This is a genomic window from Singulisphaera acidiphila DSM 18658, from assembly GCF_000242455.2.
In the GTDB taxonomy this organism is placed as follows: Bacteria; Planctomycetota; Planctomycetia; order Isosphaerales; family Isosphaeraceae; genus Singulisphaera; species Singulisphaera acidiphila.
Genome location: NC_019892.1, coordinates 6,625,797 through 6,648,417, shown reverse-complemented (window position 1 = coordinate 6,648,417; position 22,621 = coordinate 6,625,797). Strand labels below are relative to the sequence as shown.

The following is a 22,621-nucleotide window of genomic DNA, read 5'->3' as shown; positions in this document are numbered from 1 at the left end:
AAATGGCCTTTATCGCGAACACGCCCGACGACGTGCGCGTCATGCTCGCCGCCATCGGTCTCGACTCGCTTGACCAGCTCTTCGACATGATTCCGCCAGAATACCGGCTTCAGCGTCCCTTGGAGATCCCCGAGGCGCTCTGTGAACTGGAGCTGACCACCCGGTTGGGAAGCCTGCTCGATCAGAACGAGGGAGCCGACAAGCGCGTCTGCTTCCTCGGCGGGGGAAGCTACGACCACTTCATTCCGGCCGTGGTCGACAACCTGTCCGCCCGTGGCGAGTTCTACACGGCCTACACCCCCTACCAGCCCGAGGCGAGCCAAGGAACCCTCCAGGCCACCTTCGAGTATCAGACCCTGGTCACCCAGTTGACCGGGATGGATGTCTCGAACGCGAGCCTCTACGACGGCGGCTCAGCGGTCACTGAGGCCGTCCTCATGGCCCTGACCGTCAGCCAACGCCATGGCCGGGTCGTCATCGCCGGGTCGGTCCATCCCGAGTATCGGCAAATCCTTGCCACCTACCTGGCCAACCTCGACCCCGAACTGGTCACAGTCCCCACCCCGGGCGGACGTCTCCAGGTCGAGGACCTCGATCAGGCGGTGAACGAGCAGACCGCCGCCGTCGTGATCCAGTATCCGAATTTCTTCGGCCAACTGGAGGAGATCGAAGCGATCGTGGAGCGGGTGCACGCCAAGGGGGCGCTTGCGATCGTCAGCGTGGATCCGATCAGCCTCGGCCTGCTCCGTCGTCCCGACACCTATGGCGCCGATATCGTGGTGGCTGAGGGACAGGGACTCGGCAATCCGATGGCCTACGGCGGCCCCTACCTGGGGATGATGGCCTGTCGCGAAGCGTACGTGCGGAAGATGCCGGGCCGGATCGTCGGCCAGACGACCGACCGCAACGGAAAGCGCTGCTGGGTCCTGACCTTGCAGACCCGCGAACAGCACATCCGCCGCGAAAAAGCCACCTCGAACATCTGCACAAATCAAGGGTTGCTCGCACTTCGATCAAGCATCTACCTGGCGGCCGTCGGCCCCTCGGGCCTGCGCAAGGCAGCGGAACTTTCGACCCGCAAAGCGCACTATGCCGCGGAACAACTGGCTCAAGTCGCGGGCCTCTCGGTTGCGTTCGACGGCCCCTTCTTCAAAGAGTTCGTCATCCGGTCGGAGAAAGATCCGGTCCGCATCCTGGAGCATGTGGGACGCCTCGGATATCACGGCGGGATCGCGTTGGGACGTTGGGATTCCCACCTGAAGGACAAGATCTTGATCGCCGTCACCGAGAAGCGGACTAAGGCCGAGATCGACGGGCTGGTGAGCGCCTACGCCAAGGCCATCGAAGCCGTCTGAGCGGGGCGTCAGTTCGAGGTTTGCCAGCGGCCCCTCGGTTGATCAATCACTCGGAAACTGGATAATTCTGAAACCATCATGTACAAGCTTGATCCTCCTTCACTGCTGTTCGAGACGAGCCGTCCCGGTCGTGCCACGGCCTTTTTGCCGGCGTCGGACGTGCCGGATACACCGCTCGAATCGTTGATTCCCACGAGTCATCTCGCCGAGTCGGCCCCGACGCTCCCTGAGCTGAGTGAGCTCGACGTGGTTCGCCACTATACGAACCTGTCGACATTGAATATGTCGATCGACTCGAATTTCTACCCGCTCGGTTCGTGTACGATGAAGTACAACCCCAAGCGGAACGAGCGGCTCGCCGCCTTGCCCGGCCTGTTTGCGCAACATCCGTATCAGTCGGAAGACACGCTCCAGGGCTTGCTCGCGATCCTGTTCGACCTCCAACAGATCCTGGCAGAGGTCGCAGGCCTGGACACGGTCAGCCTCCAGCCGGCGGCCGGCGCCCAGGGCGAGCTGGCGGCGCTCCTGGTGGCGGCGGCCTACTTCCGCGACCGAGGCGAGGCCCGGTCGAAAGTTCTGATCCCGGACAGTGCGCACGGGACCAACCCCGCGTCGGCGAACCTGGCCGGCTTCGAGGCCGTGACAATCAAGAGCGACGGCCGAGGCCTGGTCGACCTGGCTGATTTCCAGGCCAAGCTCGACGACCAGGCCGCCGTGTTCATGATGACCAACCCCAACACGGTCGGCCTCTTCGACCCGCAGGTCGGCGAGATCGCCAAACTCTTGCACGATCGAGGGGCCTTGCTCTACCTCGACGGCGCCAACATGAACGCCATCCTCGGGGCGGTCCGGCCAGGGGACATGGGGGCCGACCTCATGCACTACAACCCCCACAAGACCTTCTCCGGCCCACACGGCGGCGGAGGCCCAGGTGCGGGGCCGATCGCAGTTCGCAGCGATCTCGCTCCCTATCTGCCGGCCCCCTTGGTGGCGCGGAACGACGACGGCACGTACCGTCTTGATTATGATCGCCCCAAGTCGATCGGCCGGGTTCGGGCCTTCTTCGGCAACACCGGCGTCCTCTTCCGCGCTTACTGCTACATCCGAAGCCAGGGCCCGGAAGGCTTGAAGCGAGTCTCGCAACACGCCGTGCTCAATGCGAATTACCTGATGTCGCTGGTTCGCGACCTCTACCCCGTGCCGTTTGGCGACCGCTGCATGCACGAATTCGTCTCTTCCGCACGAGGGATGGCCCGCGATCGCGGGGTCCGAGCCATGGATATCGGCAAACGCTTGATCGATTCGAATATCCACGCGCCAACTGTTTACTTTCCTTTGATCGTCTCCGAAGCCTTGATGATCGAGCCGACGGAAACGGAGAGTCGCGAGACTCTGGAAAACTTTGCCAAGACCCTGCGCGACATCGCCACGGAAGATCCGACGCTGCTGCACGATGCACCGGTGACCACCCCCATCTGCCGCCCTGATGAAGTGAAGGCGGCCAAGTCGCCAATCTTGCGGTGGACTCCGGCACGTGAGCCGGCTTGAGCTTGAGACGTTAGCCAACGATGGATGGTGCCGGGATTCGGGAGGTGGACCGTCCCCTTCCCTCCAGAATTGAAACGCCCCCGCTGCCCTCGCCAAAGGCGAGGCCCTCAGATCCAATCTTCACGATTGGTGCTCGGTCAGATCACGATGCGGCGGCTATTGAGCGTAGGTCCGCGCTCAATAGCCTCAGCCGCGATCAACCCAACCGTCTTGGTCGGAGTCCTCACTCTGATCGTGCCCTTCAACCTCACGTTCTTCAGGATCGAGAGCCCCGGCTTCCCGGTGATGGACCGGCAATTCCTGCTAAGTTTGGCCACACTCACAGTGGTTGTCCGGTTCAACGGCGTGACATTGGGGAGCGAGTGAGCTCATTGGCTGTCGGGCGAAAGCTGGACGGCACCACTACGATTAGCATGGCACCCGGCATCAGGCAGTGCGCTGAGCCTGATTCCCTTGCTGGGGCTGGTCTTCACCCACTTCGACCTGTCTCACAACATCCCGGCCTGAGCGACGATTCATGCTTGTTTGCAAAATATTGCCACATGAGAGAGCGGATGGGCCGGAAAACATGGCCCTCGACGAGGCGTTGCTGGATGCTGCGGCTGAGTCGCCGGGGCTCGCCTTCTTCCGGACCTACGAATGGACCGAGCCGACTTTGAGCCTCGGGTATTTCCAGAGCATCAGCCAAGCGGAGTCGGACCCGCGTTGGGGCCATGTGGCGATCGTGAGGCGACCGACGGGCGGCGGGGCCATCTGGCATCACCATGAGGTCACCTACGCCCTCGTCCTTCCCGTGAGCCATCCCAGCGCCCGACGGGGAGGCACGCTCTACCACGAAGTCCACGCTGCGATCGCCCAGACCTTTCTCGCCCAGGGGATCCCGGTGAAAAGGCGTGGCCAAACCGCCGCGCCCGAAGCCCACGATCGCCCCTTTCTTTGCTTCCAGGACCGTGACGCCGAGGACCTCGTCCTCACCGGCTCGAAGGTCGTCGGCAGCGCTCAGCGCCGCCGCGCGGGGGCAGTCCTCCAGCACGGCTCCATCCTCCTCGCCCACTCGCCAACGACCCCAGAGCTCCCCGGTGCCGCCGATCTCGCCGGCGCGCCGACCGAGAAAAAAGGCTGGTCGGACCGACTTCGCGAGACCCTGCCGATCGCCCTTGGCCTCCAGCCCGAGAGCATTGCCGTCAGTGCCGCCAATCGACAACATGCCCGAGATCTCGCAGAGCAGGTGTACCGCACCACGGCTTGGAACCGTCGCCGCTGATGCATCAGCATTCGTTCTGTTCGTTGGGAAAAAGTGTGATCTCACGGCCCGAACCGACCGATGGAGAAATTGATGCGAGCCGGTCTACTAGTATCTTGGAAGTCGGTGATATCACGCTAGAATTCAGGTTGTCCAACCTCAATGACCGTCACGATCCCAGCATCCATCATTCATTCACTCATCGTGCGGTGGAGGCCAGAACTCCACATTCCTCGAGGTTTCGTAATCGGTCGTTGTTGGACGTCCGTCGTTGCGGCTATGATGAAAAAATCATCCGCCCGCCCGGATTAGCCGGCTCATTCGCTCGGTTTTGCTTAGCCTTCCTTATCATTTAATCAGTTTCTTCCGTCCATGCTTGGGAGTTAGAGGGTCTCTCCCCGATGCGATTCGCCCCGGAACCAGTCGCCTTGGAATTCAAAAGGTAGGGACGGTATCCATGAAAGTGCAGCTCATCGTGGTGCAGGGCAAACCTGAGGGGAAGGTGATTCCCCTGGCGGGTCCGATCTTCAAAATCGGCCGTGGCGAGACGTGCCATCTGCGTCCCAACAGCGAACAAGTCAGCCGTGAACATGCGGAATTCAGCGTGACGGCTGACAAGGTCGTGCTGAGGGACCTGGGGAGCCGCAACGGCACGTTGGTCAACGGAAAAGCGTTGACCGAGCCGTACACGCTGAAGGATCGGGACCTCGTTCAGATCGGGCAGCTCACCTTTGCGATTTCGATCGAGGATGTGCCGACGGCCGCCGCTCCGATCGCAGTCGCCCCCGCCAAGACGCACCCCAAAGCAGCTTCGCCCGACGACGTTTCTCATGACGAGATTGAGTCGTGGCTGGTCGCCGACAACAACAACCCTCCCCCAGAACGTCCCTCCGGCGTCTACGGCGGCGAGACGATCACGATCACGGCTTTCAAAGATGGGGCCTCGCCCAAGCCGATCCCCCCGGCCCCCTCAAAGCCTGCTCCCCCCGCTGCGGCGGCGGCTCCCGCACCAGCCCCGGTGGCTGCGGCTCCAACCCCGGCAGCGAAAGCCCCAGTGGCAGCTCCAACCCCGGCAGCGAAAGCCCCAGTGGCGGCTCCAACCCCGGCACCGAAGGCCCCGGTAGCCGCTCCAACTCCGGCGAAAGCTCCCACTCCTCCTCCGGTTCCGGCTGCCGCAACAAACGATCTCGACGACGTGGAATACGAACGGCTCCCCGAGGGGCTAGGCGACGTCGATGAGTTTGCGGATGGGGATGAGACGTCGGATGACGACGCGGAATCGTCCGAAGAGGAACTTGTCGACGAGTACGTCGATGAGTCGAATCCCTTTTATGTGAAAAAGGCGAAAGAGCCCGAAGCGCCCGCCAAGCAGTCCTATAAGGACACCAGCGACGCGGCATCGGAAATTCTCCGCAAGCTGATGGACAAGCGACGCAGCTCAAAGTAAATCTGAGACTCGTCGCTGAGTCTTCACGATAACCTGATCACCCCGGCGCGCCTTGTTTAGGGATAAGACGCGCTTCCCTTCAGAGCTCTTTCGGGGATCACCGTTTCATGCCCGCTGTTGATCCCCTCTCTCTCGCCGATGCCGAACGCGGACTTTCTGATCTCATCGAGCGACTGGAAGCCGTCGTGGTCGGGCAGCGAACACTGCTCGAGCGGCTGGTGATTTCCCTACTCATCGGTGGGCACGTCCTGATCGAGGGCGTCCCCGGTCTGGCAAAGACCCGCGCCGTGCGAGCGCTGGCTCGTGCCCTCGATCTTCCGTTCCGCCGCATTCAATTTACGCCTGACCTGCTTCCCGCCGACCTCACCGGAACCCAAATCTACCGGCCGGCGACCGGTACGTTCGACGTCCGACCAGGGCCCATCGTGACGAGCGTCTTGCTCGCCGATGAAATCAACCGCGCTCCTGCCAAGGTCCAGAGCGCTCTGCTCGAAGCGATGCAAGAAGGACAGGTCACCGTCGGCGACGAAACCGTCGTCCTGCCCGAGACCTTCTGGGTGCTCGCGACGCAGAACCCGATCGAGCACGAGGGGACGTATCCCCTCCCGGAAGCGCAGCTCGACCGGTTCCTGATGAAGCTGACGGTGGGCTACCCCGATCGGGCGGCGGAATTGGCGATGCTCGACTTGCCGAGCGTCACCGAACGTCCTCGTCCCGAGTCCGGCACGGACGACCCGCTTCCCTTGTTCGGGCCCCGGGATGTGCTTCGCTTCCGAGCGTTGGCGACTTCGGTCCGGGTTGCCCCCGCGATCAAGGAATACGTGGTCGACCTCGTCCGAGCGACCCGTGAACCGGCTCGCTACGGGCTCGACCTCGAGCCTCTGCTCGAACTCGGGGCCAGCCCAAGGGCCACGATCGCCCTGGTCCGCGCCTCGAAGGGTCACGCGCTGCTGTCGGGGCGAGACTATGTGACCCCGCACGACGTGAAAAGCCTGACCCGCGACGTCCTCCGGCACCGGATCATCGCCAGCTATGAGGCTGACGCCGAAGGGCTCTCGCCCGACGATCTCCTCGGCCGGATCCTCGACCATCTCCCCGTTCCCTGAGAGAGGCCCGCGCCACATTCCGAGGGGCAAAATCCTTCGGGGTCGGGAGGAACTCAATTGAGAACATGTTGCCGCCACGCTGGGGCGGCAACATGCGGGTTCCCAAGGGCGGAATTACTTCGCTACAAGGACCGGTTCGGCCTTCTGATCGGCGTAGCGCCCTTCCGGCAGTCTTCTCAGGTAGTTCCAGTAAAGCAGACCCCAGGCGAACAGCAGCACGCTGATGTTCTGCGAGATCGTCAAGCCCGCGAAAATGGCCCCTTCGTCGTTGCGGAGGTACTCAATCAAGAACCGGCTGATCGGGTAGGTCACCATCAGGAGGGCCATCACCTCGCCGTCACGGCGTCGCAATGGGTAGTAAGCCGTAAGTAGTAGCAGGAGAATCAGACCATCGAGCGAGGAGTAAATCTGGGTTGGATGGACGGGAAGCGACCAGTGCGCCTTCGCATCGATCAAGCGGCTGACCACCTGCGCGTTCCACGGCGGCGAATTCTTCGGGAACGCCACCCCGACCGGTAAATCGCAAAAATCACCATAGCAGCAACCGTTGAGGAAGCAGCCAAACCTCCCCAAGGCCACCCCAAGTGCCAGCGAGGGAGCGACGACGTCGAGCAACGGGCGCAGCGGAAACGGCCGGAGGAATCGGTAGAAGAAAAACGCGGCGGTTCCTCCCATGATACTTCCGTAGAGGACGATCCCCCCTTCCCAGATCCGGAAGATGTCGCCCACCGTGCGGATCCGGTCTCCCCAGTACTGGATCACGTAAAACAGGCGGGCACCCACCAGCCCGCCAATGAAGACCCAGAGGGCCAAGTCGTAGAGCAACTCCGGGTCGAGCTTCTCGCGCCTGGCACGCCAGGCCGCAAGTTGGGTCGAGCCGATGAAGGCGAGGAACAGCATGGTCCCGTAGCCGAAGATCGGGACGCCGAAAATAGGGATCGTGAAGAGGATTTGCCGCATGCGTCCTCCCGGAAACGGGGCAAGGCGATCAGGCGCGATCGTTGTACTTGATCGGCGGGTAATCAATATGCTCGAGGATGCGGTTGCCGGCATCGAGCGTGGCGACCCGGGGTTGATGGCCGTCGATCTCTCCCGGCTCGAGATCGACGAATGCCATGATAATGATTTGATCGCCCACGGCGCCCAGGCGAGCCATCGCGCCGTTGAGCTCGATCTGCCCCTTGCCTGGCGTGCCAGGCAAAACGTAGGTCTCGGCCCTCAGCCCGGTGGCCACGTTACTCACCAGGATCGCCTCATAAGGAAGGAGCCCGACCGCGTTCATCAGGTCAGGATCGATCGTGAGGCTACCATGGTAGTGGAGGTCGTTCCGAGTGACTGTGGCGAGATGAAGCTTGCACTTGAGGACTTTGATCCGCATCCTATCGTCATTCCGGCAAGAAGGCATTGTCGATCAGTCGAGTCGCACCGAACCTGACCGCCAGCAAGGCGACTGCGGTTCGGTCCGCTCCCAACACAGTCAGCACACCGAGCGTCTCCGCGTCGACAACCTCGGCATAGTCAAGCTGCGCCATCGGTTCTGAGTTTATCGTATCATGAAGAATCTGTCGAACCCGCTCGGCGTCACGAACGCCCCCCGCCACGGCGGTTCGAGCGTTTTCGAGCGCCCGCCGAAGAACCAACGCACCGCGACGCTGATCGGGATCGAGATAGCGGTTGCGACTACTCAGGGCCAGGCCGTCCGGCTCGCGGACCGTCTCGACGATCTGGATTGAAAGCCGAAGATTGAGATCCTCGGCCATCCGCCGAATGACACACTGCTGCTGAAAATCCTTCTTCCCAAAACAGGCGAGGTCCGGACCGACGATCGAAAACAGCTTCAGAACAACGGTGGCCACACCCCGGAAATGGCCGGGGCGAATCGCCCCCTCAAAGATCCCCGAAAAGGGAAGGACATCGATGCAAGTCGATTCCTGACCATGGGGATACATCGCCTCGGCCGTCGGCGCGAAGATCAGGTCGGCCCCGCCGGCCGCAGCGCGGTCGCGATCGAGTTCGGGCGTCCTGGGATAGCGCGTAAAATCCTCGGACGGCCCAAACTGGGTGGGATTGACGAAAATGGAAACGACGACAAAATCCGCTTCCGCACGGCAGCGTTCGATCAGATGGACGTGACCTTCGTGCAACGCCCCCATCGTCGGGACCAGGCCGATCGTCAGGCCCCGCGCCCGGGCTTCGTCGACCGCTTGGCGCACCGCTTCGATGCTCTCGACCCAAGGAATCACGTCGCGTCTCATCCTTTCTTCTCAGGCCGGCGATGAGGACAATCAGGATTGTTCAAACAGGAATCCGCGATCAAGAGGTCGTTGAGAATCTCGCCGCCAATCAACGTCTTCGTGACGATCCGCGGAACGTCATCGACCGTGACATGACCGTACCAGATCCCTTGGGGATAGATCACGACTGTGGGTCCATGCTCGCACTGTTCCAGGCAACCCGCCTGATTGGCTCGTGCCAGGGGGCCGAAGCCCCCTTTCTTGAGCTCTTTTTTGAAGGCGTCGCGGAGGGCTTGCGTCCCCTCGGGATCGCAGCACCCGCGTTTGTGTCCGGCCGCGCGGACGTTGCCGCAAACGAAAACGTGGTGAGTGAACGCGGGCATATCCGGTCCCGGCTCCCGATCGAGTGTTTTAGCCCGGCCCCCCGGCCCGACCCTCTCCTTTCTGTATCCTGGAGTGGAGCGTAGGGATCGGTCAAGACCTCCTCGAAGCGGCAAGGGGTGGTCCGGCCTCTGTTCGATTTGGAAAAAAAGCAATGAAAGGCGTGGACCAACGGGCAATCCAACGGGCTATACTCAATGAATCGAACACAACCGAGTTTTGTCGCAAGGGACTCTCCTCCGTGGGCTCCTGAGCACGACCGAGTTTTGTCGCAAGGGACTCTGCTCCGTGGACTCCTCTCCCAAGGTCCCCGCTGTGACGGGCGCGTCCAATGCCCAAGGTACCGCCGCCGCCACGGCTGGTGCTGATCCGCCATCCTCGCCCGAGCCATTCTCGGGGGAGAACGATAAGCTCACACGGGGCCTGGGAACTTTGCTCGCTCGCACATCACAGCCGTTCGCAGCCGTCGATTTCGAGGGTCAACTCGTTTCCGTGAACCGCGCGTTTGTGGAGCTCACAGGATATAGCGCGGCGGAGCTCCAGACGATGACGCTCGCCGACCTGACCCCCGAGCTCTGGCATCCGTCGATGATCGAGACGCTGGCCAGCGTCAAGGCGACCGGCAAGCCGACCCGCTACGAAAAGGAATATCGCCGCAAAGATGGCCGGCTCGTGCCGATCGAGGCATTGGTGGACCTGGATCGGGACGAGCACGACGTCGCGCTCGGCTTCTACGCGTTCGTCACCGACATCAGCGAGCGGAAACAGGTCGAGGTCGCCCTTCGAGAATCCGAGGAGCGATTCCGCCGGCTCTACGACGAAGCCCCGGTGGGCTACCACGAGGTGGACGTCGAGGGTCGAATCATCAGCATCAACCGAACCGAGTGCGAGATGCTCGGCGTGGTGCGCGAAGAGGTCGTGGCAAAGTCCGTCTTCGACTTCGTGGCTCCCGAGTTCCGCGAGCAGGCACGTCGCGGTTTTCCCGATAAGGTTCGTGGCGACCGCCCTCTCAAGCCCATTGAACGGACCTTCGAAGCCCACGACGGACGACGGCTCACCGTCTCGATTGAGGAGCGATTCAAACGCGATGAGCAGGGCCGGGTGACGGGCATCCGTAGCACGGTCCAGGACATCACCGAGCGCAAGCGGACGGAGGCGGCCTTGGTAGCCTCGGAACGGCGTGCCCGCGCCCTCTTCGAGGGGATCGAGGACGCCATCTGGGTCCATGCGCTGGACGGGCGACTCCTCGACGCCAATCCGGCCGCCAGCCGGATGCTCGGGTACTCGCGTGAGGAACTGCTCCGGATGAATACGAGCGACGTCGACTCGCCTGATTTCGCCGCCGGCTTTCAGGAACGGCTTGAGCGGCAAATGCAACAGGGGCATCTCTCCTGCGAAGGTCGGCATCGCACCAAGGATGGCCGGGTGATCCCGGTTGACATCAACACATCGACGATCCAGTTTGACAACCAGCGCGCCGTTCTGGCCGTGATCCGCGATATCACCGAGCGCAAGGCGCTCGAAGAGACGCGTCGCGAATTCGCGGAGTCACAGATGCGCAACGCGCGCGAGATGCAGGAGAAGAACCTTGCGCTGACCGCGTCGGAGGCTCGTTATCGCCAGCTTACCGAGGGCTGTCTCGACGCGGTCGTGGTGGCCGACCGACAGGGCCGAATCACCTTGTTCAACCCCGCCGCCGAGAAGATCTTCGGCCATTCGGCGGACGAGGTCCTGGGCCGACCGATCACGCTCTTGATGCCCGAATCGTTCAAGAATCTCGACGATCGGGGATTCGAGGCGGCCCTCGAATCGCGCCAGCCGAGCATCGTGGGGAGGACCGTTGAGCTCAAGGGGCGGCGGAAGAACGAGGAGGAGTTTCCCCTCGAATTGTCGCTCAACGCAATTGAATTAGCCGGTGAACTGCAATTCATCGGCTCCATTCGCGATCAGACCGAACGGCAGCGGATGAGGGCCATGCTGGCCCAATCCGAAAAATTGGCGTCGATCGGCTTGCTGAGCGCGGGCGTGGCTCACGAGATCAACAATCCGCTCGCTTACGTCGCCAACAACCTGGCGGTGCTCGAACGCGACATGAAGAGCGTTCTGGAGATGATCGCCATCTACGAGCGCGCCCTGGTCCCCATGACCTTGGCCTCCCCCGACTTGGTCAAGGAGGTCGAAGCAGTTGCCGAGGAACTCGACTGGCCCTACGTCCGCGAAAACCTGGGACGAATGCTGAGCCGAACCCGGGAAGGGGTACAGCGGGTCGCCAACATCGTCCAGAACCTGCGCGGGCTGGCGCGAACCTCGCCTCCCAAACTGGAGGCGGCCGCCATCCCCGACATGCTGGAATCCGCACTCGAGATGATCCGAGGGCGGCTCCGGCGGCATAACATCGAAATCAGCGTCGAGCATGGCGACGTCCCGCGAATCCCCTGCGTCCCTTCCCAGATTAGCCAGGTGATCCTGAACCTGCTGATCAATGCAACCCAGGCAGTCGAAGCCACCGGCCGAACCGAAGGGGGGCACATTCGCTTCTCAACGGCCCGGGATGGAGACATGGTCTGCCTCTCGTTGTCCGATAACGGAGGAGGGATCCCTGCGGAAAGTCTCCCCCAGCTGTTCGATCCGTTCTTCACCACAAAGTCGGTCGGCGAGGGGACAGGTCTCGGCCTCTCCATCAGCCACGGCATCGTGACCGGACACGGCGGCCGGATCGAGGTTGAGAGTCCACCCGGCGAGGACACCTGTTTCCGGATCTACCTCCCCTTGAATCCATCCTGATTCGCTTGGCCTGGCCAGCCCCTTTTATAACTTCTTTTTTTTGATCGTTCTGAGTCGTGGAGCAAGACTCGCGGAGTTCATTGCCATGAAACCGACCGCCAAACATTGCTTGTTGATCGTCGACGACGAGCCGAATGTGTGCGACTCCGTCCACGACCTGCTCCGCCGCGAGTTTCGCGTCCTGAAGGCGAACAGCGCCCAGGAAGGCTACCGGATCATGCAGGAGGAAGAGGTCCACATCGTCATGTCGGACCAGCGCATGTCCCAGATCACCGGGGTCGAGCTCCTCGCCAAGGTCAAATCGAAGTACCCGCGGGCCGTCCGAATGCTCTTTACAGGCTTCGCCGACCTTGAGTCGATCATCGCTGCGATCAACCAAGGCCATATTTTCGGCTTTCTCAAAAAACCGTGGCAACCCGAGGAACTCGAAGGGGCCGTCCGCCTAGCCGCTGAGGAGTATGACCGCTTGACCGAGGCCGCTCGCGAGCGTGAGGAACTGCTGGACGTGATCGGGAGCCTCCAACGGCGCGTCACCGCCTTGGAATCCCAGGTCCAACGGCTGGGCGGCCCTTCGGCGACCAGTTGAGACCTATGCGATAACCACCGTCAACTCATGGAGCGTAGTTCCGAGTCGGAGAGACGTGGATGGATCAGAGGCGACACACCCTACTTGTGGTGGATGACGAAGTTGACGTGTTGGAAAGTCTGCGCCATCTGTTCCATCGTTCGTATCGCGTTCTGATCGCGAGCAGCGGATCTCAGGCGATTTCGATCCTCGAACAGAATGAAGTCCACCTGATCCTCTCCGATCAACGGATGCCCGGGATGTCGGGTGACGTGCTCTTGAGCCACGCGCGGCGGATCCAGCCCGATGCGATCCGGATGCTCTTCACGGGCTACGCCGATATCCAGGCAGTCATCAACGCCGTCAACGAAGGGAATATTTTCCGCTACATCCTCAAGCCGTGGGATGCCACCGAGCTCGAGGGAATTCTCCGCCAGGCAATCGATCATTACGAGCTGATCGCCGATCGAAAACGGCTGATCGCCGAACTCCAGACCGCCAACCAACGGCTGACCCGAGCCAACGAGGAACTCGCGGAAGCAGGGCAACTCAAAAGCGCGTTCATCGAGGTGGCCAGTCACGAATTCAATACGCCGATCACCTTGGTCCTGGGCCTGAGTGAATTGCTTCGGCTCACGAATCCGAACCGAAGCGAGCAAGAACGCACGCTGATCGAGCGCATTTCCGCCAGTGCTCGACAACTGGCCAAGCTGGTCACCAATACACTGACCATGATGCGTGCCGACGACTTTCGCCGAACCCTTCAACGCGAACCGACCGACCTGGCGGCCCTCTTGCGCGAAGGGATCGAGCACGTTACGCCGTTCCTTCGCGTCCGGAATCTCCTCCTGAATGTGGACCTGGCCGACAACCTCGGGACATTCGAGATCGACCACGACAAATTAAGCGCTTCCATTGTCAATCTCCTCACCAATGCGATCAAATTCACTCCTGATGGCGGAAAGATCTCGTTGACCGCTCGCCTTATCACGCCCGATCAGGCTGAAATTGTGGTAGCCGACCAGGGAATTGGCCTCCAACCACGCGCCTTGGCCTACTTGTTCCAGCCATTCTTTACCCAGTTCGATTCGAGCCGCCACTCCTCGGGCGACTTTGGATTCAACAAGCGTGGGCTCGGGCTGGGGTTGAGCATCGTCAAGCAATTCGTTGAACTGCATGGAGGAAGAGTCTCTGCTGAGAGCGTCGTCGACGAGGGGACACGAGTCACGATCCGATTACCGAGGTGCCAGCCGGTCGAATCCGAGTCGGAGGACAGGGTTGCTACGGCTGGCGGTTGAACGGTGGCCTTTGCTCGAGGGGAAATGGCTGACGAGTGGCGCGAGCCGCGGGCCGAACATCAAGTTCGCGAGAGTCATTTTTCGATGCCAACCGCCCTGATTGTCGAGGACGAGCCCGAGGCCAATAAACTCCTCGCCATGCTCGTCCAGCTTCGCGGTTACCGAACCGACTCGGCCTACACCGGGGGCGAGGCACTGGAGAAAGTCCGTAACCAGCCTCCCGATATTGTCTTCCTGGACCTGATGCTTCCGGACATCAACGGCTACGAGGTCTGCAAGTCGATCAAGGCGCGTAGAACGACCAGCCTGATCCCCGTGGTCATGGTCACCGCACGGGTCGCCTCGGAGAACCGGCTCCAGAGCTTTCGCGTCGGCGCCAACGACTACATCCCGAAGCCCTACACCCCCGACCAGATCTTTCAGGCGATGGCCGATGCCGACGCCTGGCGACGCGACATCGAAAACAACGAATCCGAAGGGGAGATTCCCCTCGAGGCCCGCGGCGACGGCGAAAGCTTACGCCGGCTTGCCCTGATGCGCAGCCTGCTCGTGGCTCGCTCCACCCTGGACGCGGACTCGATCACGCGGATCGGCGCAGCCCTTGCCGAAATCGCCGCTGACGCTGATCACTGGGGCCTGGCGCATCGGACCGAGATGGTGGGTACGCTGGCCTACCTCATCGGATCCAACACCTTGACCGTCACACTTCGCGACTCCTCGGGCTGGCTCAGGCAGGATCCGAGTCCCGCCGAACTGCGCTGGCCAAAGGCCGTGCCGGCCGCCAACTTCGACGAAATCAGTACTCACGACTCGGGCGAGGCCCTCACCTTTATCAAGCAGTTCGGAAACCTCGAGAATTCCGCGACGGACTGAGATTGAACTCCGCCGGTTTGTTCCGCTCGATCCAAGGGGGAGGTCTGGTTTGACGTCATCCGCGGCTCCACTCGCCATCGCCGACCGAGCTTTGCTCGCGGCCCTGCGCGGGTGGTCGGAATCGGTCGACACCCGGTTCTGGAATTGCTTCGAACCCGGCTGGCGACAGATCCTCCAAAACGGCTGGAATGAGGTCATAGCGCTCAGCCCCGAAGAGGCACAAGAACAGGTCCGCCGTGAGCAGCAAGCACAACGACATCCCGACTGGAGCCGAATTCATCCCAGTTGGTGGCTCCGTGCCTTGAAGAATGAGTCTCCCGCCGTCCAGCGTGCTGTCGTCGCCCACGCTCCCCGGTCCATCCGAGAACCCCTCAAAACCGGCCTCGGCCTTTCGGACGAAGACGTACAAGGTCTTGGGGCATCTCAGCCCGAGGCTTTGAGCGCGGCAATGGCCCTCTGGTCCGAGCGCCTCGTGGGAGACTGGCCCGACCGCGACGATCCCCTGGTCATCGTGGCTCTCACTCAACTCGACCTGGCGGAAATCACCCGGCTGATCGCGGCCGTGGGGCTGGCCAAATGGACGCTGTCCGGGTCCGACGTGTCCGCATCCAACCCTCAGTCCCATGCGCGAAGGCTCCATCTTGCGGTCCAGTCCGCCTTTGCCGGCCTCGATCCCCGGCTCAAGACGCAGGCCGAACTTGACGTGGCCCGATTCGGCCAGGTGGAACAGGATAAGCTGGGGTCGATCGGACTGATCACGTTTGCGAGGCTGCTCGAAGTAAGCGAGCCGTATCGGATGCGTTGGGCTCTCCAGCATCTACCCTACTCCGTCGCCAAGCTCATGCGCACCCAGATGACCCGAGCGAAATCGAGCGATCCCGCAATTGTTGGTTGGGAATCCGAGCTCCTGCGGTTTGTCTGGGACCGCCTGCGCGACGAAGGGCGGATCGCGGATACGAGAGGAGCCATGCCTTGATGGCCTCAGCCTCGGATCATGACGAAGGGGAAGTTGACCAGCCGATGAGCGAGGCCGGGCCGCTCGGGCCCCTCCCCCAGCTCTCGCGCCGACAGGTCCAGTGGGAACAACGGCTCGCTCGGATCATGCCCGAGGGACGTCTGCCCACGACGTCGCTCGGGCTCAAGGAGATTTTCGGGCCGGTCAGCTCGAGCAGTCGAGCCGAGGTGCTCTGGAGGCCGTCGGGACTCGGCCGGCCGGGGCTCGTGGCCCAGTTCTCCTGGCCGAGGCTCTCGACGCGCCTGGCGATCGGCATCGAGACCCAGGTCGCTCACGCCTTGGTCAATCGCCTCCTTGGCGACGACCGGCCCCCGACCGAAGGTCGATTGCAGCTCACGCCCGTGGAGTGGGGAGTGCTCACGTTCCTGATCGCGCGGGGGCTCGCGACTTCCGCAGACCAGTCGGGGCCACTCGGCCCCTGGGATCTGCTCATCGATCGCACGGGTCCCGACCCGTTCGATGTCCGACAGCTCGGGTCGATCGTCACCGTTCGTTGGGGGATCCGTGTCGGGGACGTGGATGGATCGGTACGGCTCTGGCTGCCCGAGTCACTGGTCACGCTCTGGCTTGACACAGAACCCTCGCCGGATCACGATCCGGGGCCAGCGGAGTTCCCGCGCTTTCGTGAGCTCTCAAGCCACTGGCGAGCCGAGGCGGGGACCATTGACCTGCCTCGGGGCGTCGGCACCCTGCGGGTCGGTGGCGTACTCCCGTTGGGCGGTTCTCGACTTCAGGGCACACCGCAAAGCCCGTCCGGTCCGGTCGAACTCACGACACGAGTCACCGGCACCCCCCATCGCCTCTGGTTTTCCACCGAACCGGTCGCCGGCTCCGGCGGCCTCCTCCTGAGCCTCAAGAGTGGGGTCCAGCGAGATTCAGTCCTTCGGGAGGGCCTCGCCATGAATCTTCCTTCAACCGACCCGAACGCAGGCCCCAGCCAGGGCGCAGGGGCCTTGTCCCCAACCGATATCCCCGTCACCCTGACGGTCGAGCTTGGCCGGGTCAACCTGACCTTGAGTCGCCTCGCCGACCTGAAACCAGGTGAGGTGGTCGAACTTGGCCGACACTCGCGCGAGCCGGTCGAGCTGACCTCCGGCGGTCGACTCGTCGCGCGAGGCGAACTCGTCCTGATCGACACGGAGCTGGGTGTCCGAGTCACCAGCATCTTCCTCTGACACTGGCGTGATTGGTTCGATCCCCTTGGGCTGCGTGCACCCCATATCCACAAGTGGATTTCGTATTGGATTGAAGAGCGAGCGGGTCGCCCGCGATCTCAGGGGGGGACCAGTCGGGCCGGCCAAGATTCGCTACGTCGGGTAGACAACCTGGATCGTTGCCTGAAGGAACAAGGTCTGAACCCCAATCAGCCCCACGGAGATCCCCAGCGACGCCCCTCCCCCTCCCAGCCGGGCCAGGCCGGCACCAGCGGCGACCAACAGGGCGGGCATCATCGGCAGCCAGAGCCGGGCGACCTCGCTCAGGCTCCGTCCACTGAGGGTCAGAACGACGAGCAGGCTGAGGGTCGCCAGGGAGACCCGTGGTGCCTCACGCACCCGAGCGATTCCCACCAGCCCCCACACGGCCCCCGGCAGACCGATCGCGACCGCGAGCTCAACCGGATTGGCGACAACCCAGGCGAGATACGACCGAGGATATTCAACATAGAATCGGGCATGATTGCGTTGATTCCACCACCAGGTCAAAAAGGGGTTCGAGCGGGTGAACCCCCAGCCCAGCAAGGTCGGGACGAGAAAGCCCAGTCCGACCACCGCGATGGCCTCCCCTTTCTGTCTAAGTGAGCGTCCTGGAGCTGTCGCGATCAAGATCGCGACGATCAGCCCGATGGGAAGGAAGGCCAAGGTAAAACCCATCCCGAGCGCCAGGACTGCGCCCGAGCCGGCCGCCGCAATCAGGCCCGAGCGTGGCGTCCCGCGCGTGGCGTATGCGGCAAGCGCGAGTGCCGACGTCGAAAGAAACGGGAAGGCCGTGTCAGCCGTGGGTTGAAACAGGATCGCCGAGGGAACGAGTGGCCAGAGAGTCGCGGCGGCCCAGGCCGCATTCGCAGGGAGAACCGAGCGGGCCAGGAGGTAGAGAGGGAGCACCGTCGACGAGCAGAGCAGCATCGTCAAGGCACCGGTCAATGCAAGTGTCGCGCGATCGGCGCGCGGCAGGTGAGCGTATTGCTCCACGACGGTGAAAGCCATCGAGACCGATTGAGGAAGATGATCGACCACGAATCGTGCCGTCTCCGGGCTTGCTTCCATCGCATTCAGTAATCCGCGTTGAACGAGAAAGAGGCCGGGCGGGTGAGTCCCGACGTGCAGCGCATCCTGTTTCCTGATCCAGTTCGGGTAGTCCTCAAGGAAACGCCAGGGATCGCTCATCTGATTCTTCGCAACGGTGTAGTACCCGTTCGACCCGGGGTTGTGCAGCGCCAAGATCCACTTGGCCATGCCATAGCCCTCGGGTGCCGCGATGGCGACGAGCATCTGCGCCACAAGCGAAGCGACGACCAGGCCCACGACGGCCGTCCCTTGTTTCAACCGGCTGGGCGTCATCCCAAGAAACGTCATCCCCCAGCCGCTAAACATTGCATAGCCAAGAACCGCTGAAACTCCAATGGCCCATTGCAGGGCGATAGGAGTCACGCCTCGTGGAAGGCGGAGCCACTCCCATTCCCCGGGAATCCCGAGCGGAAAGAGTCCCGACCGAAGCGTCAGGATGAAACCCAAGGTGAGAGCAGCCTGCACGCTGAGCACCGCGAGAACGGCTTTTCGCATCGCGCACTTTCCGGTGGTGAAAAACTCAGAATCGCGATAGCAGCGACAAGGCGACCATCATGTTATCTTCAAGCGGATCGTTCCTCGGAAGCCCAGAATCCCGCTATTGATTGGGAGTGAGCACAGACGGATCGCTTGATCGCCTGTCTGTCGTCGCTCCGGAGACCTTCTTACATGCATTTCGATGATTCGCCCATCCCCTCGGCTCCAGCCGACGGGGATTCTCGCCCTTGGTACAAGCTGCTCAACCGCTATCACTGGTTCGTCTTCATCGTCGCGGCTCTAGGCTGGCTCTTCGATACGATGGACCAGCAGCTCTTCAACCTTGCAAGAAAACCGGCCATCACCGAGTTGATTCACGCCGAGCCGGGTGATCTGAGCATCGATAAATACGCGGGCTATGCCACATCGATTTTTATCATCGGCTGGGCGATCGGTGGATTGGTCTTCGGAATTCTGGGCGATCGGATCGGTCGCGCGAAGACAATGCTCCTGACCATCTTGCTCTACTCGGCGTTCACTGGCCTGAGCGCCCTCGCCACGGGCTTCTACGATTTTGCGTTCTACCGCTTCCTGACGGGGTTGGGCGTCGGAGGCGAGTTCGCCGTCGGCGTTTCCCTGGTGGCGGAAGTGATGCCCGATCGGGCAAGGCCGTTTGCACTCGGCTGGTTACAAGCCCTGTCAGCCGTGGGAAACATGATGGCCGCTCTGCTCAGCATTCTGATGGGCGAGCTTGAAAAGGCGGGCACAATTGGTAGTTCGTGGAGAGCGATGTTCGTCGTCGGCGTTCTTCCCGCCCTGCTCTCGCTCTTTATCTTCAAACGACTCAAGGAACCGGATCGGTGGAAAGCCGCCGTTGCCCAGCGACTCGCTGAGGAAAAGGCGGGGGTGCAACGCACCGGCCCCAAACTCGGTTCCATCGCCGAGCTCTTTGTCGACCCGCGCTGGCGGCGGAACACGATCGTCGGCATGTTACTCGCTTTCTCGGGCGTGGTCGGTCTCTGGGGCATTGGCTTCTTCAGCTTCGACCTGATCCGTACCGTCTTCCTCGCTCACTTCACAGCCTTGGCCGCTGAGAAGGGATTGACCGGAGTTGCGGCGAGCAAGTACATCAGCGGAGAATTGACTACGTGGAGCGGGTACACCTCCCTCTTGTTCAATTTCGGTGCTTTCTTCGGTATTTATGCGTTTAGCCGAGTGACTCAAATCATCGGCCGGAAGCCCGCCTTCGCGATTTCCTTCCTGCTGTCCATGACCGCTACGGCCCTGACGTTCTGGTTTCTCGACAGCTTCACGGACGTCCTCTGGATGGTCCCGATCATGGGATTCTGCCAGTTGACGCTCTTCGGCGGCTACGCCATCTACTTTCCGGAACTCTTCCCAACTCGCCTGCGAAGTACGGGCACATCGTTTTGCTACAACGTGGGTCGATTAGTTGCAGCGGCCGGCCCTTCGGCCCTGGGACTGCTGACGAGTGAGGTCTACGGCAAATACAAGGCCGTCGACGCCGCCCTGCCGTTCCGCTATGCCGGTGTGACGATGTGCCTGGTCTTCGTAATCGGTCTCGTCGCATTGCCGTTCGCGCCGGAGACGAAGGGAAAACCCCTCCCGGAATGATTGGATTCCGAGGCATGATGCCAAGGCGTCCGCAACGACAATTCAAAAGGCGAGCGGGGAACTCAAGCTCCCTGCTCGCCTGGGAAGCGAATCGCACACGTCTTGGTCAAAGCACGTAGCGGGCCGAATCGCGGTCGAGATGGAGCGTGGCCCCGGCATGGCGTCGCAGAGCCGAGGCGGGGCAGGATTCACCGATCGGACCGCGAAGGGTCGCCAGCACGGCCTCAGCCTTGCGTGGGCCGGGCACGACTACCGAGACAACGGGCGCGGCCAACAGGGCGGGGACGGTCAGTGTGTAGGCGTGGGTTGGGACGTCTTCGATGCGGTCGAAGCAACCGTCGTTGAGTTGCTGGGTGCGACAGGCTGCATCCAGGCGGACGACCTTGATCAGAACCGGGTCGAGCAGGTCGGCGACGGGAGGGTCATTGAAGGCGAGATGACCGTTCTCACCAATCCCCGCACAGACGATGTCGGTCGGCTCGGCCCGTAGCAGTTTTTCGTAGGCAAGGCAGGTCTGCAAGGGAGACTCGGTCTGTTCGCCCGGGATCAAGCGAAGGCGACCACCGGGGATGCCGACGAGCCGGAACAGGTGCTCTTGCAGGTAGCGGCGGAACGAAGCGGGATGGTCCGGGCCAAGACCCAGATACTCGTCCATGTGGAAGCCGAAAACCTTCGACCAGTTGATCTCGGGACTGGCTACCAGGCTGGCGAGGAACTCGTTCTGGCTGGGCGCCGCGGCGAAGACGACGTTGGCGCGGTCGTGGGTCCTCAGTCGCTCGGCAATCGTCCGCTCGACCAATCGGGCGGCCGCTCGCCCCATTTGCGCTCGATCTTCATGAACGACGACACGGAGTGAATCAACGGTGAACTGGGTCACTGGCGTTGGCTCGGGTAGGCTCATGGCCCAGATCCTCGGGGGACTTCGGTCAGCGATTCGGGTCCAATCCAATCCCTTAGTAGCGTAGCGTCTATCGCATTGACCGGCCACCGTCTTCGAGGCAAGATCCTCCTTCAGACCGAGACGGCGAGTAGGCGAGCCGGATCGCGCTTCCCTCGCAGTTCTTCGCAGAGCCGCTTGCACTCCACCAGGTCCACCATCATCGACTCGGTCAGGAACGATTCGGACGGGCCGTCCGCGGCCCACAAGAGCTGCTCGTGGCACTGGTTCATGTGCTCGATCAGGTCTTTCATCCACAGCAGCGTGTTTCGTCGATCTTTCATCGGAGGATTCGTCCTTGAGCGAGAAAACGAAGAGCACCCGTGCGCGTCGTCTGTCGATATCGTTTCCGGCGGGCAGCGGCGTTAACGTCTGAGGTTTAAAGCAAAGGTCGTGCCACGGGGCCTGAACGGCAATCGCCGGTTGCCTCAAACTGGTGTGGAGCGGAAACTTGAGGAAAAATCGGAGAAATTCCCCACTCGCTTTCCCGATCAAGACCGTTGTAAGGATTACATCGTCGGAGTCCCCCCAGCGCCGACTTTCCTTTCTCCAACCAACGCGCTAGACTGAGGTTTGTAAGAATTGACCGCAGGAGGGAGAGGGATGGCCGCGTCCGAGGCGTTCCCCAAGACTGAACCGGAAGATGCAGGCGGATTTCGGGCCTGGCCCGGCTCGCTTGCGCGCTGGCTCTTTGGCCGGAGGGTTGACCGGCGAGCCGAACAGGCCTCTCGCACTTCAGCCCCTCGGTTCCGCAATATCTGTATCAGCCGAGAGGCAGGGGCCGGTGGGGGTACGATCGGACGGATCGTCGCCAGGCGTCTGAACTGGAAGGTCTACGACCACGAGATCCTCGAAGCCATCGCCCAGCGCATGGAACTCTCGGCCGACGAGGTGCGGGTCTTCGACGAACTCGCCCCCAGCGTCGTGCAGGACTGGATCCTGCCGCTCCGTGAAGAGCACTATGCTCCTCAGGAGGCCTACCTCGACCATCTGGCCAAACTGCTCGAAGCGATCGGCCGAGGGGGCCAGTCGGTCATCGTCGGACGCGGTGCGAATTTTCTGCTTCCGAGAGAGGAAACACTTTCGGTCCGAATTATCGCGCCGTTGAAGGCGCGGGCGATCCGGCTCTCCGAACGCATGGGAGTTTCGGTCCGCACCGCACGGCGGGCAGCCAGTGAATTGGACCGCCGTCGCCTTCATTTCGACCGAACGATGCATCGGGTCGATTCGGCCGATCCCCACAACTACGATGTGGTCCTCGACTCGAACAGCCTCGGGCTGCCGATCGCAGCCGAGGTCATCGTGCGCGCGATCGAAGCAGGCCAGTCGACCCGAGACCAGGCAACAGCGACGGCGAGTCCCACGAACGAACCGGCTCACCCTGAGCCAAGTCAGAGCGACCCGGCCGCGTAAAAGGGGACGTCACCCACTGGAATCA

Annotated in this window: 20 protein-coding genes; 13 read left to right on the top strand and 7 right to left on the bottom strand. The window is 62.1% G+C overall.

The window, feature by feature from the left end:
- Positions 1–2: 2 nt before the first annotated feature.
- From gcvPA to SINAC_RS26105, 5 genes are all read left to right on the top strand, one after another.
- A complete protein-coding gene (gcvPA, locus tag SINAC_RS26130; RefSeq protein WP_015248574.1) occupies positions 3–1,355 on the top strand; it encodes an aminomethyl-transferring glycine dehydrogenase subunit GcvPA in 1,353 nt (450 codons plus the stop codon).
- Between the two features lie 78 nt (positions 1,356–1,433).
- Positions 1,434–2,903: an aminomethyl-transferring glycine dehydrogenase subunit GcvPB gene (gcvPB, locus tag SINAC_RS26125; protein WP_015248573.1), complete on the top strand. Its 1,470-nt coding sequence runs from the start codon at positions 1,434–1,436 to the stop codon at positions 2,901–2,903.
- Positions 2,904–3,471: 568 nt separating this feature from the next.
- Complete coding sequence (locus SINAC_RS26115) at positions 3,472–4,167, top strand: lipoate--protein ligase family protein (RefSeq protein ID WP_020466808.1); 696 nt, start codon at positions 3,472–3,474, stop codon at positions 4,165–4,167.
- Between the two features lie 436 nt (positions 4,168–4,603).
- Positions 4,604–5,593: an FHA domain-containing protein gene (locus tag SINAC_RS38215; protein WP_015248570.1), complete on the top strand. Its 990-nt coding sequence runs from the start codon at positions 4,604–4,606 to the stop codon at positions 5,591–5,593.
- 107 nt (positions 5,594–5,700) lie between these two features.
- Positions 5,701–6,699, top strand: a complete 999-nt coding sequence (locus tag SINAC_RS26105) for an AAA family ATPase (RefSeq protein WP_015248569.1) — start codon at positions 5,701–5,703, stop codon at positions 6,697–6,699.
- Positions 6,700–6,813: 114 nt separating this feature from the next.
- On the opposite strand, the gene lgt is transcribed toward SINAC_RS26105, so the two are convergent.
- The 4 genes from lgt to SINAC_RS26085 are packed head-to-tail and all read right to left on the bottom strand — an operon-like array spanning position 6,814 to position 9,316.
- Positions 6,814–7,659 (bottom strand): prolipoprotein diacylglyceryl transferase, encoded by an 846-nt coding sequence (gene lgt, locus SINAC_RS26100; protein ID WP_015248568.1) that lies wholly within the window; start codon positions 7,657–7,659, stop codon positions 6,814–6,816.
- A gap of 28 nt (positions 7,660–7,687) precedes the next feature.
- Entirely contained in the window at positions 7,688–8,077 is a 390-nt protein-coding gene (panD, locus tag SINAC_RS26095) for an aspartate 1-decarboxylase (protein WP_015248567.1), read from the bottom strand.
- Between the two features lie 7 nt (positions 8,078–8,084).
- Positions 8,085–8,954: a pantoate--beta-alanine ligase gene (gene panC / locus SINAC_RS26090; protein ID WP_015248566.1), complete on the bottom strand. Its 870-nt coding sequence runs from the start codon at positions 8,952–8,954 to the stop codon at positions 8,085–8,087.
- Positions 8,951–9,316, bottom strand: a complete 366-nt coding sequence (locus SINAC_RS26085) for a (2Fe-2S) ferredoxin domain-containing protein (RefSeq protein WP_015248565.1) — start codon at positions 9,314–9,316, stop codon at positions 8,951–8,953. The genes panC and SINAC_RS26085 overlap by 4 nt, the downstream gene beginning before the upstream one ends.
- A 286-nt stretch (positions 9,317–9,602) precedes the next feature.
- On the opposite strand from SINAC_RS26085, the gene SINAC_RS26080 reads away from it, so the two are divergent.
- The 6 genes from SINAC_RS26080 (at position 9,603) to SINAC_RS26055 (ending at position 17,024) form a co-directional block, all read left to right on the top strand.
- Positions 9,603–12,098, top strand: coding sequence for a PAS domain S-box protein (locus SINAC_RS26080; RefSeq protein WP_015248564.1), 2,496 nt, complete (start codon positions 9,603–9,605; stop codon positions 12,096–12,098).
- A gap of 85 nt (positions 12,099–12,183) precedes the next feature.
- Positions 12,184–12,684, top strand: coding sequence for a response regulator (locus tag SINAC_RS26075; RefSeq protein WP_015248563.1), 501 nt, complete (start codon positions 12,184–12,186; stop codon positions 12,682–12,684).
- 59 nt (positions 12,685–12,743) lie between these two features.
- On the top strand, positions 12,744–13,961 hold the full coding sequence (locus SINAC_RS26070) for a hybrid sensor histidine kinase/response regulator (RefSeq protein ID WP_015248562.1): 1,218 nt from the start codon (positions 12,744–12,746) through the stop codon (positions 13,959–13,961).
- Between the two features lie 84 nt (positions 13,962–14,045).
- A complete protein-coding gene (locus SINAC_RS26065) occupies positions 14,046–14,834 on the top strand; it encodes a response regulator transcription factor (RefSeq protein ID WP_015248561.1) in 789 nt (262 codons plus the stop codon).
- A 49-nt stretch (positions 14,835–14,883) separates the two neighbouring features.
- Entirely contained in the window at positions 14,884–15,810 is a 927-nt protein-coding gene (locus tag SINAC_RS26060; RefSeq protein ID WP_015248560.1) for a hypothetical protein, read from the top strand.
- Positions 15,810–17,024 (top strand): FliM/FliN family flagellar motor switch protein, encoded by a 1,215-nt coding sequence (locus SINAC_RS26055; protein WP_015248559.1) that lies wholly within the window; start codon positions 15,810–15,812, stop codon positions 17,022–17,024. The genes SINAC_RS26060 and SINAC_RS26055 overlap by 1 nt, the downstream gene beginning before the upstream one ends.
- 132 nt (positions 17,025–17,156) lie before the next feature.
- On the opposite strand, the gene SINAC_RS26050 is transcribed toward SINAC_RS26055, so the two are convergent.
- Positions 17,157–18,629: a hypothetical protein gene (locus tag SINAC_RS26050; RefSeq protein WP_015248558.1), complete on the bottom strand. Its 1,473-nt coding sequence runs from the start codon at positions 18,627–18,629 to the stop codon at positions 17,157–17,159.
- Between the two features lie 174 nt (positions 18,630–18,803).
- Between SINAC_RS26050 and SINAC_RS26045 the strand changes: the two genes are divergently transcribed.
- Positions 18,804–20,246 carry an MFS transporter gene (locus SINAC_RS26045; protein WP_015248557.1) on the top strand — a complete coding sequence of 481 codons (1,443 nt, stop codon included), beginning with the start codon at positions 18,804–18,806 and terminating at the stop codon, positions 20,244–20,246.
- 106 nt (positions 20,247–20,352) lie between these two features.
- Here SINAC_RS26045 and SINAC_RS26040 read toward each other — a convergent pair whose 3' ends face one another.
- Together SINAC_RS26040 and SINAC_RS26035 are read right to left on the bottom strand one after the other, a co-directional pair.
- The gene (locus SINAC_RS26040; RefSeq protein WP_015248556.1) at positions 20,353–21,147 is read right to left on the bottom strand and encodes a glucosamine-6-phosphate deaminase; all 795 of its coding nucleotides are present in this window, start codon (positions 21,145–21,147) and stop codon (positions 20,353–20,355) included.
- A 110-nt stretch (positions 21,148–21,257) separates the two neighbouring features.
- Entirely contained in the window at positions 21,258–21,467 is a 210-nt protein-coding gene (locus SINAC_RS26035) for a hypothetical protein (RefSeq protein ID WP_015248555.1), read from the bottom strand.
- A 319-nt stretch (positions 21,468–21,786) separates the two neighbouring features.
- On the opposite strand from SINAC_RS26035, the gene SINAC_RS26030 reads away from it, so the two are divergent.
- Positions 21,787–22,596: a cytidylate kinase-like family protein gene (locus SINAC_RS26030; RefSeq protein ID WP_015248554.1), complete on the top strand. Its 810-nt coding sequence runs from the start codon at positions 21,787–21,789 to the stop codon at positions 22,594–22,596.
- Positions 22,597–22,621: the final 25 nt, after the last annotated feature.